13 protein-coding genes are annotated in these 18691 nt (G+C 53.6%); 4 read left to right on the forward strand and 9 right to left on the reverse strand.

The features are described 5' to 3' along the window. Positions 1-11: 11 nt before the first annotated feature. The 7 genes from ABV298_RS22640 to ABV298_RS22670 form a co-directional block, all read right to left on the reverse strand. Complete coding sequence (locus ABV298_RS22640) at positions 12-7031, reverse strand: SDR family NAD(P)-dependent oxidoreductase (protein ID WP_353718432.1); 7020 nt, start codon at positions 7029-7031, stop codon at positions 12-14. 323 nt (positions 7032-7354) lie between these two features. Then, the gene (locus ABV298_RS22645; RefSeq protein ID WP_353718433.1) at positions 7355-7597 is read right to left on the reverse strand and encodes a hypothetical protein; all 243 of its coding nucleotides are present in this window, start codon (positions 7595-7597) and stop codon (positions 7355-7357) included. Beyond that, positions 7539-8351, reverse strand: coding sequence for a hypothetical protein (locus ABV298_RS22650; protein WP_353718434.1), 813 nt, complete (start codon positions 8349-8351; stop codon positions 7539-7541). The genes ABV298_RS22645 and ABV298_RS22650 overlap by 59 nt, the downstream gene beginning before the upstream one ends. An 85-nt stretch (positions 8352-8436) precedes the next feature. After that, complete coding sequence (locus ABV298_RS22655) at positions 8437-9159, reverse strand: hypothetical protein (RefSeq protein WP_353718435.1); 723 nt, start codon at positions 9157-9159, stop codon at positions 8437-8439. 24 nt (positions 9160-9183) lie between these two features. Next, positions 9184-9432 carry a hypothetical protein gene (locus ABV298_RS22660; RefSeq protein ID WP_353718436.1) on the reverse strand — a complete coding sequence of 83 codons (249 nt, stop codon included), beginning with the start codon at positions 9430-9432 and terminating at the stop codon, positions 9184-9186. A gap of 14 nt (positions 9433-9446) precedes the next feature. After that, a complete protein-coding gene (xth, locus tag ABV298_RS22665) occupies positions 9447-10220 on the reverse strand; it encodes an exodeoxyribonuclease III (RefSeq protein WP_353718437.1) in 774 nt (257 codons plus the stop codon). Between the two features lie 12 nt (positions 10221-10232). Beyond that, positions 10233-11477 (reverse strand): GAF domain-containing sensor histidine kinase, encoded by a 1245-nt coding sequence (locus ABV298_RS22670; RefSeq protein WP_353718438.1) that lies wholly within the window; start codon positions 11475-11477, stop codon positions 10233-10235. A 70-nt stretch (positions 11478-11547) separates the two neighbouring features. Between ABV298_RS22670 and ABV298_RS22675 the strand changes: the two genes are divergently transcribed. After that, positions 11548-11751: a hypothetical protein gene (locus ABV298_RS22675; RefSeq protein ID WP_353718439.1), complete on the forward strand. Its 204-nt coding sequence runs from the start codon at positions 11548-11550 to the stop codon at positions 11749-11751. Positions 11752-11774: 23 nt separating this feature from the next. Here ABV298_RS22675 and ABV298_RS22680 read toward each other — a convergent pair whose 3' ends face one another. Further along, positions 11775-12755: a hypothetical protein gene (locus ABV298_RS22680; RefSeq protein WP_353718440.1), complete on the reverse strand. Its 981-nt coding sequence runs from the start codon at positions 12753-12755 to the stop codon at positions 11775-11777. Positions 12756-12824: 69 nt separating this feature from the next. Continuing rightward, positions 12825-13307, reverse strand: a complete 483-nt coding sequence (locus tag ABV298_RS22685; protein WP_353718441.1) for a hypothetical protein — start codon at positions 13305-13307, stop codon at positions 12825-12827. A 464-nt stretch (positions 13308-13771) separates the two neighbouring features. On the opposite strand from ABV298_RS22685, the gene ABV298_RS22690 reads away from it, so the two are divergent. From ABV298_RS22690 to ABV298_RS22700, 3 genes are read left to right on the forward strand one after another with little or no spacing between them, the layout of a single operon-like run. Then, on the forward strand, positions 13772-16900 hold the full coding sequence (locus ABV298_RS22690; RefSeq protein ID WP_353718442.1) for a SusC/RagA family TonB-linked outer membrane protein: 3129 nt from the start codon (positions 13772-13774) through the stop codon (positions 16898-16900). A 14-nt stretch (positions 16901-16914) separates the two neighbouring features. Continuing rightward, a complete protein-coding gene (locus ABV298_RS22695) occupies positions 16915-17661 on the forward strand; it encodes a RagB/SusD family nutrient uptake outer membrane protein (RefSeq protein WP_353718443.1) in 747 nt (248 codons plus the stop codon). After that, entirely contained in the window at positions 17624-18670 is a 1047-nt protein-coding gene (locus tag ABV298_RS22700) for a RagB/SusD family nutrient uptake outer membrane protein (RefSeq protein WP_353718444.1), read from the forward strand. The genes ABV298_RS22695 and ABV298_RS22700 overlap by 38 nt, the downstream gene beginning before the upstream one ends. The last annotated feature ends 21 nt before the right edge of the window (positions 18671-18691 follow it).

The raw sequence follows: 18691 nt of genomic DNA on the forward strand, positions 1-18691 counted from the left end.
CTTCGGGCACACTATTCGGCCATGATCAGCACCTGGCTTTCGGTTCCGTATTTCAGTTCATTGACAAATGTTTCCATGCCGTCGCCCAGCGGGATCAGCGGGATACCGCGGCGTTCGTATTCCCTTTCGAGCGAAGGCGATACCATGCCGGTACCCTTCCATGGCCCCCAGTTGATAGCCGTTACCTTGCCCTTGATTTTCTTTTGAAGCTCGCGGGCATATTTGTCCAGCACGCTGTTGGCCGCCGCATAGTCGGTTTGCCCGCGGCTGCCGTACACCGAGGCCACGCTCGAAAACAGGGTCACGAATTGTACGTCATCCCTCAAATGCTCGGCCAGGACGCGCAGAGGGGTCACTTTGGTCGACATTACGCGCTCGAACGATTCCGGCGTTTTCTGATGGAACAGTTTGTCTTCCAGTAAGCCTGCGCCATGGATCACGCCGTCGATGCGGCCAAATTGTTCGTATAAACCTTCCACCATCGCGATCAGCGCTTTTTCGTCACGTAAATCCAGCGAATGGTAAGTAACGGTCGAGCCATTTGCTTCCAGGGCGGAAATGGTGCCGAGGATCTGGTTGGCTTTGTATATTTCCTCCGTCTTTTTCTCGATTTCGGCCGGCGTTTTGATCTGCCCCGACGCAATGAGCCGTTTACGGATTTCTTCTTTATTCTTCAAACCGGCCAGCGATTGGTCCTCCCGGCTACGCGGGTCCGGCGAGCGCCCGACGAGCACGTAATGGCAGGGATAATCCTTCGAGAACCGCACGATCAGCTCGGAAGTAATGCCCTGTGCGCCACCCAATGCAAGTACCACCGATTTTTTGTCCAGATGAATGTCCGGATCGGCGCCGGTCGGGATTTCGGAACGGATCAGTTCGACGGTTTTCCGCTGGTCGCCTTCGTACACAACTTCACAAGGCTCGTCGGTGTGAAGTATTTCGTTCAGTGTCACCGACGCGATTTTCCCGGCCGGAAGCTGCGAGGTAATGCTGATAAGCCGGCACTTGGTTTGATCGTATTCCTTGTCGAGGCTTTTCAGAAGTCCGGCGTATCCCTGGAAATGGCGGAGCAGCTTTACATCGGTATCCTTATCGAGCGCGCTCTGGGTGTCGGACACTGTGTAAATCCATTTCACCTTGCTGAAATCGAGCTTTTTGATCAGCGAGAACGACTCGATGATAGTCGGTTTCAGTCGCGAAGTGAAAATATTCAGGATAATGAGCCCCTCGAAGCCCTGCAACGATTCTTCGGTCGAAATAATGCTTACCGTCGCACCATGCTGCTCGAAAAGGGCTTTAATGGATGTCGCTACGTCGCCGGCATCGTCGGTGACGGCGAAACGTTTCCCTTTTATCGCAGCCGGGTTGAGGGCCGGGATAACCGACGGCGTCAGTTCGAACCTGAGGCGCGAGAGTTTTTCGTTCAATGCAGCTTTCGGGACCGGGGTTACATTCAGGCTTTCCGCTTTTTGAATGGAGTCCTGCGCACCGGAAAGTGCTTCCGAGAGCCAGTCGATCAGCCCGTTCAGCGTTTTGATGGATGCCAGTTTTTCAACCAGCTCTTCGCCGCGTTCCTGATAGATCTGGATGAGCCCGTCGATATTGTTTTTCAGTTCGCCGATAATCTCCATGCGCTTGATGGAGTCGATGCTCAGGTCGGCTTCCAGGTCCATATCCATGCCGAGCATTTCCTGCGGATAACCGGTTTTGGCACTTACAGCCTCCAACAGCACGGATTTAATGCGGCTTTCCGACCATTCCTCGATGATGCCATCCTGCGTAACCGTCAGTTTGCTCAATGGTACATTCCCGGTAACCGGGGCACTCTGCTGTTGATGCTCGGTGATCCAGTTGATCAATAAGTTCAAAGTTTTGATGGCAGCTAATTGCTCGATTATCGTTTCCTCATTCTGCGGGCCGGCATCGAAGCCGCCCAGTTGTTTGCGCAGCTCGCCGATGATCTCCATGCGTTTGATAGAGTCGATGCTGAGGTCGGCTTCCAGGTCCATATCCAAACCGAGCATTTCCTGCGGATAGCCGGTTTTGTCGCTGATCACCTGCATCACCAATGCTTTCACATCGATTGCGGCCGGTCTGGCGACGTTCGTTTCCTGCGCTGTCACCGCTTTTTCTATCTCGATCGGTACCGGCGACGGTGCATTGGCAGCGAGCCCGCCCAAAGCAGCCGGTTCATAGACCTCGATATTTCGCGACGGAGGCACCGACTGGCCGAGGTAACCCAATACGACATCGCGCTGCGCCTGGATCAGGTATTTCACGCTGTTGAGGTATTCGTGGATCACGCGTTCGGCCTCCGTGCCGCCCACCGGGGCCGCTGCCGGCTGGCGGAATGCGGCGAGTTGGAGCGGCTCGGTTACGGGCATTGCGCCGTGCTCCGGCAGTTTGCCGTGGAGCGGAAGCGCCATTTGGCCGTCCACTATCCAGGTAGTGAGGCTCTTGCGGTATTGTTGCGGTTTGTCGAGATCGAGGAGGCGCGCGTCGCGGTCTTCGAACAGTTTATTGAAATCAATATTTCTGCCTGTGGCAACGTAGCCCGCCAATGTGTGCAGCAGCTGCGTAATGCCCCCCTGGTCTTTGTCTTCGGTGTAGAGGCAAATTTCTTCCTTGCCCAAAATCGATCTCGTGAGGCCTGTAAGCACTTTGCCCGGGCCTACTTCGATGAAAATGCGTGCACCGTCGTCGTACATCTGCGCGACTTCTTCCGAGAAGCGCACCGGCCTCACGAGATGATCGGCCAGACGTTCCTTGATCGCCTCCGGTGAAGCAGGGTAGGGAGCGGCGGTTGTGTTCGACCACACGGTCAGCGACGGTTCGCTGAACCGCACGTCGCGTAATACCTCGGCATATAAATCTTTCGAACCGGCCAGAAGCGGGCTGTGGAAGGCACAGGCTACTTCCAACTGGCGGAAGGAGATTTTCAGTTCGGTCAGTTTTGCGGTGAGTTCGGCTATGGCCGGCGTTGTACCGGCAAGCACCCACTGGCGCGGCGAGTTGTGGTTAACCGGGTAAATGTGGTTAATCTCCGAAACGATGCGGGTCAGTTCGTCCTCGGGGCAATTGACGGCTACCATGGCTCCATTATCGTCGCCGATCGCGTCAAGAATCGATTTTGCGCGTTTTTCGCTGAGGGTAACCAGTTGGCTGTCCTCGAATACCCCCGCGAAACAAAGTGCCGGCAGTTCGCCGTAGCTGTGGCCGGCCACCATGTCGGGGTGTATGCCAAAATCTTTCAGCAAATCGGCGACGGCGAGGTCCACTATACCCAGCAAGGGTTGCGCGACGCGCGTGTCCCTGATCTTCTCCTTCTGCGCTTTGGCCGATTGCTCATCGAAAACGGCATCGGGAAAAATGATAGGTTGATACGAAGGGTGTTTTTTCAACAGCTTCCGCATCGCCGGGAACGCAACGAAGAGCTCGCGTGCCATATCCACCCGCTGGCTCCCCTGGCCGGGGAACATAAATGCAACTTTGCCGCCCGTTGCTTTAGTATAATAAATACCCTTTGCTTCCGTGCCGGATTGTGCAATATTCAGCTTAGTAAGTGCATCCGCGTGGTTTTCGGCGATAATACTCAGTTGTACAGGCTTTTCACTGTACAGGTTCAGGCTGTTGGCGACGTCGCGCATCGAAACCGATTCGTTTTCGAGAATGTCGTGAGTGGCCTTCGCAAGTTTCTGCGCCTCGGCTAGTGTTTCCCCGCGGAAAATCAGCATTTCGGCGGGCCATGCCTTCACCGATTTTCGCGGTTTTTTCACAGGGGCACTTTCGATAACGGCATGGAAGTTTGTTCCGCCGAACCCGAACGCGCTGATACCCGCCACCCGGCGGTTATCGGTCCACAGCGCGGGTTTGGTCTGGAATGCAAATGGGCTGGTTTCAGGGTTATAGTAAGTGTTCGGCGTTTTCAGGTTAATGGTCGGCGGTTTGACACCATGGTACACGGCGAGCGTCGCCTTGATGAGGCCTGCGAGGCCCGCTGCACATTTGGTATGGCCGATCTGCGTTTTGACCGACCCCAGATGAGTTTGGGCGACCAATGCTCCGGAGGCCAGCATCATTTCGGTCAGTGCGCTGAGCTCGGTTTTGTCTCCCACTACCGTGCCTGTGCCATGCGCTTCCACAAGGCCGAGTTCGGCCGGAGAAATGCCCGCCTGGTCATAGGCACGTTCCAGCGCTTTTACCTGTCCCGACTTGCGCGGCGCGGTGAGGCCCAGGCTTTTGCCATCGCTCGATCCGCCTACACCTTTGATTACCGCATAGATCCTGTCGCCGTCGCGCAAGGCGTCCTCTTCACGTTTCAGAACGACCATCGCAACGCCTTCGCCAAGCGCGATACCATCGGCTTCGGCATCGAAGGTGGCACATCGGCCCTTGCGCGAGAGCGCGTGGGTGCTGGAAAACATCAGGTAGTCGTTAATGCCGTTGTGAAGGTCGGCGCCACCGGCGAGGACCATCTCGGAGCGGCCCAATACGAGCTCCTGGCACGCCAGGTCGATGGCAGCCAGCGATGAGGCGCAGGCTGCGTCCACAGTATAGTTCCGGCCGCCCAGGTTCAGGCGGTTGGTGATACGGCCCGAGATTACGTTGGCCAGCACGCCGGGGAACGAATCCTCGGTCAGTTTGGGCAGCGCGTCGTCGAGTTCTTTGGGTATTTCACCAAAAAATTGCGTAAAAAGGGAGCGGAAACCGTAATTATTTGCGAGGTCGTTACCGCCTTCCGCACCGATGATCACGGATACGTTTTCGCGGTTGACGTCGTCGCCGTACCCGGCGTTTTCCAGCGCCTGCTTCGCTACGAGCAAGCTCAGAAGCTGGGTCGGGTCGATAGCCGCCAGCGATTGCGGCGGAATGCCGAATTCTACGGGATCGAAATCGATCTTTGGTATAAAACCGCCCCATTTCGAATGCGATTTGCTGCCGTCCGAAACGGTGGGGTCATAGTACAGCGCCTTGTTCCAGCGATCGTCGGGCACTTCGGTTACCCAATCCCTGCCGGCCAGGATATTGGCCCAGAACTCTTCGATATTCCGTGCTCCCGGGTAAATGCAGGCCATACCTACGATGGCTACATTCAATGCTTTTTTCTTCCTTCTGGGCGCTTTGGGCAGAGAAGCGCCTGCAATATGCGCATAATGACCGGTTGCTACCTGCTCGTGCAGCTCGTTCATGGTCATTATTCTGTCGAGCATGGCGGCTGCCTGCCCGATCATGTACATGCCGCGGCTCATCTGTTCTGCCGGCCCGATCTCGACCAGATTGCCGGCCTGTCTTTCAATGCCTTTGGCGGCGATGCGCAGGCGGCCTACATTCAGTTTTTCCAGTTCGGCCCAAATTTCCTTTTTATCCATACCGGCCGCTTCCATCCGGGCTTTCTCCGCATTGAAATCGGAAGCGAAAGGAGAGTCGAGGCAGCGGGTCTCGTGGCCGGGAGCTGTTTCGAGCAGGACGGTCTCCGTCTGCTTCAGAGCCTCGGCCTGAAATTGTGGCAGAATGGCGCCGGTAGCGACCGCTTCCTGCGTGTACAGATAAGCCGTACCCATGAGCACACCCACTTTTACGCCTCTTGCCGCTAACGGCGCGGCCATCACGGAGATCATGGCTGCCGAAAAATCGTCATGGATTCCCCCGGCGAAGAATATTTCCAGCTGCCCGGTTTGCTCTTCCTGCAAAAGCCGGTTGATCTGTTTTTCCCAAAGCACAAAGCTGGAAAGCGGGCCTACGTGGCCACCGCATTCGCGGCCTTCGAAAATAAACCGTTTAGCCCCTTCTTTCAGGAACATATCCAGCAATGGTGCGGAAGGCACGTGCAGGAATGTTTTGATACCCAGTTTTTCCAGCGGCTTGGCCTGTGATGGCCTTCCGCCCGCAATGAGCACCACCGGCGGTTTTTCTTCGGTAATGTATGAAAGCTGCTCATCCCGGAGTTCCTGGTCGGCAAAACCGAGGATACCGACGCCCCACGGCTTGTCGCCCGCCAGTTCGCGGGTTTCGCGAATGAGGTTACGGGCCTGGTCGCCTTTCAGCAGCGATAATGCCACGAACGGCAATGCGCCCGCATTGGCAACCGCCTGTGCGAACGCCGGAACGTCGCTCACACGCGTCATAGGCCCTTGCGCGATCGGGTAGCGGGTGCCCAGCGCCTGTGCGAGCGTGTTGTGCGCAGCAAGCGGGTTCAGGTTTTTAGCCTGGCGCAGGTGTCCGTACATCGCTTCCCTGAACGCGAAAACAAGACGCGGAAGCTTTTTATATTGTTTTACAAGGTCGGTTCCGATGGCAATGTCCTGCCCGAGTGGAATGTACCCTTTGTCGAGGTCTGCCGTGTGCAGGAACGGTTGCAGGTCCCCCAGCGTGGGTTGCGCGGGCAATGCCGGCGAATTCGGACGAACGAGCACGCGGAAGCCGTCGATTACACGTGTTTCGTTGCCGTTGAGTTTCTCGCTCACAGCCTTTAACGAAGCCGGTGCCGAACTTTCGGGAAACGGCAATAGCTGGCTGTCGAGTACAACGCCGCTGCCGCCCAGTGCGGTAATGGCCGCGGCATTGTGGATTCCAATCCCGCCCTGTACCCACACCGGAATGTCGCTAACTTCTTTCATTATACGTTGGAAAAGAATGAAAGACGAGTCGTTGCTGACCGGCCCGGCGCCTTCGTTGCCTTTGGCGATGACGCCCATGGCCCCTTCGGCTTTGGCCTGCCGCGCTTCGGCTACGCTGCGGACCTGGCGGATAATCCGGATGGAATTTGAAAGGTTAGGAAAAGTCAGACCATATGGTAGTATTGCTAAGGTTACTTGCTCAGGTAAAGAAATTGTTAACGGCGTGTTTTCGGAGAAGCATACGCCGAAGGGCTTTCTGCTTCTGGAAGTCATTTTTCCCAGTGCGTTCGTAGCGGTTTGTTGATCTCGTCCGAGGTGGATTACGGGGAAAGCTCCTGCTTCCGACAGCGCTAACGCAAGGGGCACGTCCGGCCGCTCCATCGGGCTAACACCGATCATTTCCAGGTTTTTCATAACGTAGTTCTTTTAAGTAAATCTCTATTAATCAGCGCATTTTGAGGACTGTGGCTGGCAGGGTCTGGAGAATTACAGATGGTTTCAACTGATATCGTCCGGTTCATGGCGAAATATACATAATTTATAATTGGAGAAATTACTTCTAAGATTAAATTGAAATCTTACTACAAGAAATAGCCATATGTGTGGTATTTATTTGTGAAATAATTTAACCATTCCGACGATGCTGAGTTACAACGCAATACGACCAAAAGCCGCCGTCGTTCCGAAGCGGAAATGACGGCGGCTTTTGGTCGTGTGCAGCAGTGAATCTTACAGAGCTACCAGCGCTCTTTGAGCCCGGTCATGTAGAGGTCGTACCCTCCTTTGCCACCGGGCCGGTTGGAGGAGAAGAGCATCAGATGGTAACTGAAATTGGAAAGGTCGGGCAGGATGGGCCGGTACTCTTTGTAAGCCGAGTTGATCCGCGGCCCGGCATTGACGGGTTGCGACCATTTCCCGTTTTTATATTCGGAATAATAGATGTCTTCGCCCCCCTGATCCCCCCGGCCGGTCGGATACAAACACCATCATATCGTGCAGGATGTACGGGCACTTGTCATTATACGGCCCCGAGAGTTCTTCGACTTTTCTCAGCTCGTAACTCGGAGGATCGAGGAGGCTTTCAATGGAAATTCGTTCGGTCTCCGTCCGCGGTATCTTCACCTCGTAGATATCGAAGTTGCCATCGCGGTCGGAGCAGAAATAGATCCGGTCGCCCGTCCATGAAAAAGCAGGATAAGCGTCGTTGGCCTTTGAATTCAGATATTTGACAGCTTCGGGAGCGGCAGTTCCGCGTCGGGCGCATTTGATGTCCATTTTTCCCGAAGAGTCGTCAGCATAGAAAAGAAACAGGTCGTCGGCGGTTCCATAGTTGACAAAGTCCCGCTGGAGCGAAATCAGTCTGGGACCGTATACATTGAAATTGCCGTTTGCTTTGTTGATCAGCTGTGGGGCTTCGTCATAGATTTCATAGTAGCTTAGACCGGGCCTTTCTTTCCCTTTTTTCAATTCAAGGCGCTTGTCATATTTCAAATATGCCGGAAAATAGGTGAGGTTGAAAACGTCTTTCCGGTCGCGCTTTGAAGAGAATACAAGGTAGGCCTCACCGTGCCGGTTAAGCGGTAAAGTGGAGTTGTAATCGTCATGCTCCGAGTTGAATTCTTCGAGATTCACAACCTCCGAAAGAAATTTGCCGGCCTTCCTGTCCGGGTCCATTCCGGGCGGCCAGCAGCTGAATACGAGAAATAGAACGACGAACGGCAGGAATCTTTTCATAGCGTGGCATTTTAGATTGAAGTTTTATACCCGCAGAGACACCTGGAACGGATAGGGCGTTGCCTGGCAAGCATTAAGCTTTTGTTTATTTCGATAGTTGGTCACAATGGACGAGCAAACGTTTCAAATCCTCTTCTTTCCCGAAATCAACCGGGTTTTTGCGGAGATATTGGTCGATCCGGCTTTTATAGGCTGGATATAATTTCTTAATGCTACCCGGCGCCGGAATGTAGAAGCGGTTATTGTTGTCGATCAGGAAATAGGTTGTGCGATAGGTGAATATGCCTTCGGCATTGGTATTCAGCTTCTTTGTGGTGGCCGCCTGGTCGCTGGAATAGGAGCGGTAGGTCGTGACCGACGATGCTGTGTATGAAATGCCATAAGGACCGCCTTTCTCCGTGCCAATGCTGGCAAGCACTTCCCGCTTTCCGAGACTGGCGCGCTCAAAAGTACCGATTACCTCGCTATATCCGAACCGCTTGTCGAAACGATAAGATTTTTCGCCGACCGTGATGTTTTTAAGGATTGCCTTATCGATGATCTCGAGTGTATCCAGTTTTGCATCCACAAAAAGAACATGGCCGCCTATATAGTTGTAGTTAAAACGCGCCTGAGAAGTACGGCCATCGACGAATTGCGCTTTACCTGTGATAAACTGTGCGAATTGGTACCGGTCGGCATACGGAATAACCCTGTCGGGATATTCGCCCGCCCTTACTTTGAACACTTTTGGCGACTGCGCATTTGAGAAAAACGGGCATACCGGGAACATCAGGAAGCAGATTGTGCGGATGATAATCATTTTCATAGGAGGAGCTTTTGAGATAATCTGTCAGGTAAAACTGATGAACAGCAGGTAAGCGACGATGATAACCGGAAATCCGCTGACGCCAAGCGCCCATCCCGTGTGCCCTGCCCCAAGCAAAAAGTACGCGCCGGCGACGCACGCGATGAGCGCGAGTATGGGCAGAAAAATCATGCCTTTGCCCGCGGAATCCTGGCCGCTGCCGAAAAGCGAAAAAAAGAGGAACATGGCAGTGGCGGCATCCACGAGCATACATCCGTAAATCAGTGTCTTCATGATATTGGGAAGGTTTAATCTTTCAGTTCGATCCAGACGGGTGCATGGTCACTGGTTTTTTCCCAGCCTCGTACCTGCTTGTCCACTCCCGCATCGATGAGGCGTTCGGCTACCTGCGGGCTTAACAGGAAATGATCGATGCGCAAACCGGCGTTGCGGGCAAATGCATTGCGGAAATAGTCCCAGAACGTGTAAATCTTTTCATGGGGATAAATAGTCCGCAGGGCGTCCGTCCAGCCCTGGGCTACCAGTTCGGCAAAAGCGGCCCGCGTTTCGGGCCGGAACAAGGCATCGTCGATCCAGCTTTCGGGCTTATAAACGTCCATTTCGGTAGGCATTACATTGAAGTCCCCCGTAAGCAGCGCAGGCTTTCCGGCGGCCAGGAGGCTTTCCGCGTGGGTGATCAGGCGGTCGAACCACCGGAGTTTGTAGTCGAACTTGGGGCCGGGGGCAGGATTGCCATTCGGAAGATATAGTCCGCCGATAGTTAGCCCGGCAATCTCTGCCTCGATATAGCGGCTGTGGACGTCTTCGGGGTCGCCGGGCAGAATGCGGCGTATTTCCCGGGGGATATCGCCCCGTGAAAGGATCGCCACGCCGTTCCAGCTTTTCTGGCCGTGCCATATCGCCTTGTAACCCGCTTCAAGAATGGCCTGCTCCGGGAATTTTTCCTGCGGCGCTTTCAATTCCTGCAAACAGACTATATCGGGCGTGGTTTCCGAAAGCCACCGCAGCAGCACGGGCAAGCGACCGTTTACACCGTTGACGTTATAGGTTGCTATTTTCATTTCAAATGAGTTTTAGTTCGGTAATGGCAGCATTACTACAAACGTCGTGCCTTTTCCCGGATTAGGCTCGGCTTTGATGGTGCCTTTATGGTTTCTTACGATTTTTCGGCAGTAGGCAAGTCCCACCCCTTCTCCCTGCCCGAAATTCCCGGTCGGAAGGCGCGCAAAAATATCGAAGACCTTTTCCAGTTGTGTATCGTCGATACCGATGCCGTTATCCTCGACCCTGATTTCGGCGTAAGCCATTTGAAGCGGCTCCGGAAGCAGCTCGTCGATCTCATGCAGTGCGAGTTCCCGGCAGGATACCCGGATCTTAGGAGGCTGACCATAGCCGGCGAACTTGACCGCATTGTGCAGAAGCTGGTAAAAAAGCTGCTCCATTTGCTCGGGAACTGCGTGTACCTCGGGTAAATGCCCTGTTTCAAGGGTAATATTGCGGCGCTCGATTTGCGGCGTCAACTGGCTTACGACATCAGCCACAACGCGGGCCAGCGACACGCTTTCAAATGTGCGGGCATCATTCGGCTCCGAATGGTCGGATAAGTCCTTGATCATCATCGAGAACTGCTGGGCGCTGCTGCGGATCTTCACCGCCAGGTCCCTGGCTTTCTCTACCTCGTACCGGTCGGTTGCATTAACGAGCATATCGCTGAAAACCCTCAGTTTGCGAAGTGGTTCTTGCAGGTTATGGCTTGAAATATGGCGGTACTGCCTGTTTTCGTCGTTAGAAGCGCTCAGTTGGCGTTCGAGGTCCTGAATGGCCTCGCGGGAGCGCTGGATGAGCTGGATGCTGTCGAGGTGGAAGGCCAGCAACTCGGCGAAGAGGTTGAACATGCCTACCACCCTGGGGTTCTGCAACTGGTTGGGTTTGGGATCGATGGCGCATAGCGTCCCGAAGAATTCCCCGCTTTTTAATATGATGGGCAGCGAAATGTAGCTTTTGAAACCATATATTTTCGGAGTGGGATGTCCGGCATAAAAATCGTTGTCGTCCACGTGGTCGATCACCACCGCTTTTCCGCTGGCGCGTATTTCGTTGCAAATCGTAGTACCGATTTCCAGTTCGTCCCCTTCTTGCAATCCGAATCCGATCTCGTCCTGTACGCAGCATGCCACCCAGCGGTTTTCGGTTACCCGGGCTACGGTGGCAAAACCCATTCCCGTCGAACGGCAGATTACTTCCAACACGGTTTTGACGATAGGTATCTGTTTTACCCTTTCAATGTCGGCAAATAAATAGTCGTCGGGTTGTACCATATTTTCAACTCGTAGCAGGTGGATTAGTAAATTTATGTGCCGGGTTCCGGATAACCTAAACTTGTTCGTTGTGAAAATTTTCGTCTTCTGCCTGTTTATTGCCATCGCGGCTTATTTGATAGCGGCTGTGGGCGGTTATTATTTGATTACGAAATTATCCTCGAACTCGCATGATAAGTCGATGGAAGCCAGCATGACGGCCGCTTTCATATTCGGCCCCATTGCGGCGATTATTGCATTTATTGTAGCGTATCTGATGTTACGGGCAAATTGAGGCGTTTGGCGATCTGGACCAGGTCATCCTCCGGAACTTTGCCCCACGACCTGTATTGTTTCAGCCTGTCTTCTACGATTTTCGTGATCGTAAAGCCCCCCCAGCGGTTGGAGATGGATATTAGCGCCGCGATCCATCAATAGCTCACATATTGCCCAGTCGTAACGGCTTGCCGCTTTCGCCAAAGGTACGATCCCGACAACCGACTCGCCTGGTTCGGGCGTGTCCCCGTCCGGATTGGCGCCATAGTCGAGCAGAAGGCGGACCTTTTCCATTTTCAATGAGCTGGGAGCTTCGGCACCGCCGCTGGATACTGCGGCATTCAGGATTGGCTCGTAAATGCCGTATTGTCCAGCGGCAGTGTGTGCATTGGGATCAGCACCGTTTTCGAGAAACCATCTCAGCACGCTCGGATCGTATTCGAGTACCTGGAAATGAGTTGGCGTATGCGCGGGATCACCGTTATCGATCGTCGCACCGTTTTTGAGCAATACATCAAAGCAGGCAATGGCTTTGGCAGGATCGGTTTTTAAGCATTGTTTGGCTGCAAAATCAAACAAGGTGATTTGTTCGAGACCCGCATTGTTCAGGTCAGGTACCGGCTCTTGCAGGTCTGTCCGGAGCTTCTCAATGTCCAATGCCACAATGTCCGCCGCTAATTTCCGGCGCTGCGGATCTTTGAAATAGTAAGTACCATTGTCCCTGGCCGCATCTTCGTTTGCCCAAATCATCTCCTGCACACCTTTTACGATCGGGGACGCGATGAGCATCAGCACGCCGCCAACCGCGGGAAAAAGACATACGACGAGCACCAATATGTGCGTGAACTTGTATGGAAGCAGGTTAATACCCGCCAGGATGATCAGCGGGACAAAAAGCATCATTAAGAAACCCCCTGCCATGCGGTCGTTGGATGAGCCCGAACGGGAGAACAAAATGAGGCCGAGAAGGATGGCGGTATAGAGGCCCAGAAGGCACCAGCTTGCGAGTGTGATTGTTTTCATGCCGCGAAATTAGTTACACCCGGTCACTCGTAGCAATTTGTAAATCAGCTTCTTATTTAGCGGCGCGGCTCAATGTGAGGCGATGAACTCGTCGAGCAATGCTTTTACCGGGTGATAGTAAACCTCAGCGCGGCGGCTCGGGCGGATGTCCCAGCCACGGTCGTAGTTAACGATACACGCACCGATAAAGTTGTTCGTGGCTTTCCTCACTGCCGGGTCCCAGATCGAGAGCTTCGAGATACGTCCTTTTTCCATGGCTGTTTTAGCGGGGGTTTTGAGGATCAATGCCGAAAACTCGTACTGGTTCACTGTTCCCGAGAGCCATACGGCCCCTTCGATCTGCGGATCGTAGCTTTGGTCCTTCACCTTCGTGCGGATTTGCACCTGGTCCTTCAAAGGCAGGTCCGTCTTTTTGTTTTTCAGATAAGCGTCGATGGCGCGCATGGCGTGTTCTGCCGGATCGATCCCGTCGAACTCGCTCAGCTCGTATAATTTTTTAATTTGAAAGTCAGTAAGTTGAATGTGTTTCCGATAGACTTTTTGCTTCACCATAACCCGTTCCTGATAGCGTCCATTCAAACATACATAGCTTCCGAGAAGGATTCAACGGCTTGTCCCCTTTTTGTGCGCCGGGAAGAGAAATTTGGATTTATACCGATTCTTGATAAGGTAACCGGGTAGGGGACGTGGTTTCGAACGGGTTTCAAACCGTTATGATTGCAGAAAGCAAATGCCGGCCTGGATATTTGAATAATGCAATATATACTTCGATTGTTTTTTAAATTTTAAATAAAAGCAAATAATCGAAAATGTGTCTGTTTTACACTAACTTGCCGATGAGTAGAAGTTATACTACCGTCTGCAAACGTTCCCGGTATCGTGTGCGGAAATAAATCCGACAAAATGTTTGGGTGAATCGATGGGCTCAAATAGACTTGATCGTGGTTTCAATTGGACTTTATCAATGAAAACCGGTGATTGTCTTGAAATAGTTATATTCTAAATGACCCAATTACATGAGAAAACCACTTCTACTCATCCTCACGCTGCTGCTCGCGGTTTCGGCCGCGCAGGCGCAGAACCGCGTACTGAAAGGTATTGTGATCGATGGCGTCTCGAAGGAGCCGATGCCGGGGGTTTCGATCCTCCTTTCGGGTACTACTTCCGGAACAGCCACCGACGCGGAAGGTAAATTTGCGTTGAATGTGCCCGAAAATGGCGGCACCGTGATCATCAGCTACGTCGGGTTCGTGAAACAGACGGTCGACATCGCCAATCGCGGTTCGCTTACGGTGGTTCTCGAGCCCGATGTGAAAGCGCTGGAAGATGTGGTAGTGGTCGGGTATGGCGAACAGAAGCGTTCGCACCTGACCGGCGCCGTGGCGACGGTCAAAATGAAGGACATCGATGAACTGCCGGTCGGCGATATTTCCTCGGCGCTGGTCGGAAAACTGCCGGGAGTGAACGTCAGCGGTGGCATGGCACGGCCGGGTGCGCCTGCGTCTATCGTGATCCGTAACCCTACGAAGGCGTCCAAAGACGGCGGCAGCAATTCGCCCCTGTATATCATCGACGATGTAATACGTTCGGAATCCGATTTTCAGCTGCTGGATGCATCGGAAATCGAAAACCTGTCGGTCCTCAAAGACGGTGCTGCGGCTGTTTACGGCGCGCGGGCGGCATTGGGTGTTGTGGTGGTCCGTACCAAACGGGGAAAGGCGGGTAAGCCTACGGTGAATTACACCACCACGGTGGGGGTATCGGACGCCGTTTACAAGTCCAAAATGATGAACGGTGTCCAACTGGCGACGTACCTGAACGATTTCAACCGCAGCCGCGGCCTGGCGCCGACCGATCCCGAATATTACTCGCCGGACGAGCTGGAATATTTCAGGAATAACAATTACAATTGGTTCGACATGGCCTGGAAGCCCTCGCTCAACACCCGGCATGCGGTGAATATCAGCGGCGGCAACGAGCGCGCGACATTCTTCGCGGGGGCCGCCTATTTTTATCAGAACGGAAATGTCGACAACATCAGCTATAAAAAATGGAACTTCCGCGCCAGTACGGACGTGAACGTGACCCGGCACATCAGGGTCGGACTGGGCGTGAGCGGTAACCTGTCCGATAACAAGCTGTTCTACCTCAAACAGGGCGGCGAAAACGCGGAAAAGGATGTGACCAACCTGCTTAACACACCCCAGTTCATACCGCCTTACGTCGACGGCCTGCCCGTATTGCTGCCGGGCGGTTCGGGGACGACCGGTTTCCATTTCTTCGAAGCGCAAAAGCTCGACAATTACACCCGCTCGCGCAATGTAGTGCTGAATGTGAATGCCTATCTGGAATACAATGTGCCTTTTCTACCCGGCCTGAAAATCAGGACGGTTTACAACAAAAACCTCGGCAACGACTGGGGCAAGCAGTTTGGTACCTATTATAAAGCGTATGGTTTCTCGATGCTGGGCGATAACAAGCATATTTACGGCGGCACGCCCAATGCGCCCACGCGCCTTAACAACGGCGACCGCCTGCGTTTCAATCCCGGCTATTCCGACGGCTACCAGCTGAACTTCAACCTGAGCTATGCCCGCGATTTCGGAAGGCATTCCGTGAGTGCGCTGGCCCTGGTGGAGCAGTCGGAAATTTACACCGAAAGCATTGCCACGATGAAAGAGGGCATTTTTGAAGGAGGTAACGACTACCTGATGTCGGCTTTCGGTGCCAAAGACATCGGCCCCAATGCGGCGAACGAAAGCGGTATCCTTTCGTATGTGGGGCGTCTGAATTACAGTTTTGCCGATCGTTATCTCTTCGAGTTTTCGTTCCGCCGGGATGCTTCCACCAAGTTTGCGCCCGAATACCGCTGGGGAACATTCCCGCAGCTTTCAGCGGGCTGGGTGATGTCCGAAGAGCGCTTTTTCCGGGAAAAATTATCCTTCATCAATAATCTGAAACTACGGGCGTCGATCGGTTTCCTCGGAGGAGACCGGACGGCTGCCTGGCAATGGCTGCAACGGTACACGCCGCAGGCCTCGAATGGGGCGGTGTTCGGAGGGAACAGCGACCGAACGGTCGGTATCAAGCTCGAAAAGCTGCCGAATTACTATGGCCGCTGGGACGATGTGACCAAGAAGAATGTGGGTATCGATGCATCGTTCCTGAACAACCGCTTGTCGACGACCATCGACGCGTACCACGATCATGGTTATAATTTGCTTACCACATTATCGTCGTCCGTGCCATTAACGATCGGTTCGGTCATGCCGGCCGAGAACTACGAGACCGTGAACTCCTTCGGTTTCGAATTCGCAACCGGTTGGAGCGACCGGATCGGCAAGAACATCGACTACAACATCGGCGCATTCCTGGCGTGGAGCGATAACAAGAATATCTTCGTGGACGTGGCCGCTACCAACCGGGGCACCTGGCTCGACCCGACGGGGCGATCGAGCGACCGCGGATTGCAGGGCTACCGCTACCTGGGCATGTTCCGTTCGCAGGAAGAGGTGGACCGTTTCCTTGAAAAGAACCCGGATTACACCATTATGGGCTATGCACCCAAACCGGGCATGCTCTATTATCAGGATATCCGCGGCCCGCGCCAGACCGACGGCAGTTATGCCGCGCCGGACGGCAAGATCACAGAGGACGATCAGGAGTACCTCACCAAAAAAGAGAACAACCATTACACCTTCGGGTTGTCGTTTGGGTTCGGGTTTAAAGGGTTCCGGGTGGATGTCGTGACAGCCGGCTCTTTCGGCGGACAGGGCATTGTGGATGGGGACGCGCGCAAGAAGGCCGCGAAAGACGTTTCCCGCCCGGTTTTCTGGGCCGACCACTACACACCCGAAAATCCGAATGCGAAATATCCCGATCCTTATTATGAGGAGACATATTCTATGGTTTCGGCTTTCTGGTTTCGCAATGCACTCGCATTCAACATGCGCAGCCTCAACGTGTCATACCAGTTAAGTCAGAATGTGGCTAAAAAATTAGGTATCAGTTCGATGAAAATCATCGGCGTGGGTATGAACCCGGTCACTTTCGTAAACCCATATGACTACAAGGCCGCCACGGGGGCTTATAATGTGTACCCGCAAATGCGGACCTGGTCGTTGGGTTTAAACCTTTCACTCTAAAAATCGGCATAGCGATGAAAAAGCATTGGATACTGGCAGCATTGTTCGGTTTTGGATTGACAAGCTGTGAAAATATACTCGACAAGACAGACCTTTCCGCATTCAATGAGGAGCAGGTTTTTAACGATACCCTGCTGGCGAAAGGCTATGTGGATTATGTTTATGATCAAAATCTGCCCACGTGGCCCAGCGGTGACTTCCTGAAATGTACCGACGAGATCGGCGGGGAGTCGCGGTTTTTTGAAGGCACGGTGCAGGTGAATACGGTGCAGGATTTCGGCATCGGTGTGAACGCAACCAATAATTATGGTAAAATCCGCTCCATTAACCAGTTTCTGGCCAAGCTGCCGGACGGCGGTTTGAGCGAGGATGTTAAAAAACGCCTGATGGGCCAGGTTATCTTCTTCCGCGCGTTTCGCTACTGGGATTTGGTGCAACTCTACGGGGGCGTTCCGATGGTGCTCGAACCGCTCGAAGGTGTGGGTGAGGAAGCGAAAGAGGAGGCGGCCATTCCCCGCAGCAGCACTTCCGAAAGCATCGCGATGATCGTGAAAGACCTCGATTACAGTATCGCCAGCCTGCCGGGGCGCTGGAACAATACCAACGACTGGGGCCGTATTACCAGCGGTGCCGCTGCGGGTTTCAAAGGGCGTATTCTGCTGCATTTCGCGAGCCCGCAATTCAATCCGAACGACCTGCCCGAACGCTGGCAGGCGGCCTACGATGCCAATAAAAAAGGCGATCGAGCTGCTTTCGGCTAACGGTTTCAAGCTGCACGGCAGTTTCAGCGATTTGTGGTTTCAGGAGGTGAATAACCCCGAGGCGGTTTGGGTGACCTGCTACAATAATAAAGTAGGTGACCAGATCAACAAAAACATGACCTGGGACAATAACACGCGGCCTTCCTATCTCGGAACGGCCGGCGGTTCCAATCAGCCTACCTGGGAAATAGCACAGGCGTTTCCGATGAAAAACGGTAGGAATATCGACGAAAAGGGCTCCGGCTACGACCCGCAGCTTTTCTATAAAAACCGCGACCCACGCTTCAACCAGACCATCGCATTCAACGGCGCTACGTGGGCGATCAACGGGAATACCAATTATCGGCTATGGACCTATTTTGTAAATAACAAGACCGTAGAGCAAAAGGCGACCAACACAGGCTTCTATTGCCGCAAGGCGATCGACCCGAACCTTGCACCCGGAGCGGTGGCCAACGCCGGCACCGACTGGATCGAAATGCGCTATGCCGAGGTAATGCTCAACTTCGCCGAAGCCGCCTGCGGTGTGAACAAACTGGACGAGGCCTATGCCCAATTGACGGCACTCCGCAAACGGGCGGGTATCGAGCCGGGCGCCGACGGCTATTACGGTTTGAACCCGAACATGACCCGCACCCAGATGTTCGAGGCGATCTTGCACGAAAGACAGGTAGAGCTGGCATTCGAAGGAAAGCGTTTTTATGACCTGCGCCGCTGGAAAAAATTTGAAACGGTTTTGAACGGCAAAAGCCGCAACGGAGTGACCATCAACCTGAAAACGACGGGTATTACCCCCGAAGATTTCGCCGCACGCCGCGACGGTATGAACCTGGATTCGGTGTATAAAAATTATTTCGAAATCGTGCCTAAGAAGCTGGATACCAAATATCTGGTGAACTGGAAGCCGGAATATTACTTTTTTGCGATCCCGCAGCAGGCATTGACCAACAACCCGCGGCTCGAACAGAACATAGGCTGGCCATCCGGCACATTTGACCCGTTGAAATGATTAACGATGCTAATCTGACGG

Origin of the sequence: Dyadobacter sp. 676, from assembly GCF_040448675.1 — a bacterium.
Taxonomy (GTDB): Bacteria; Bacteroidota; Bacteroidia; order Cytophagales; family Spirosomataceae; genus Dyadobacter.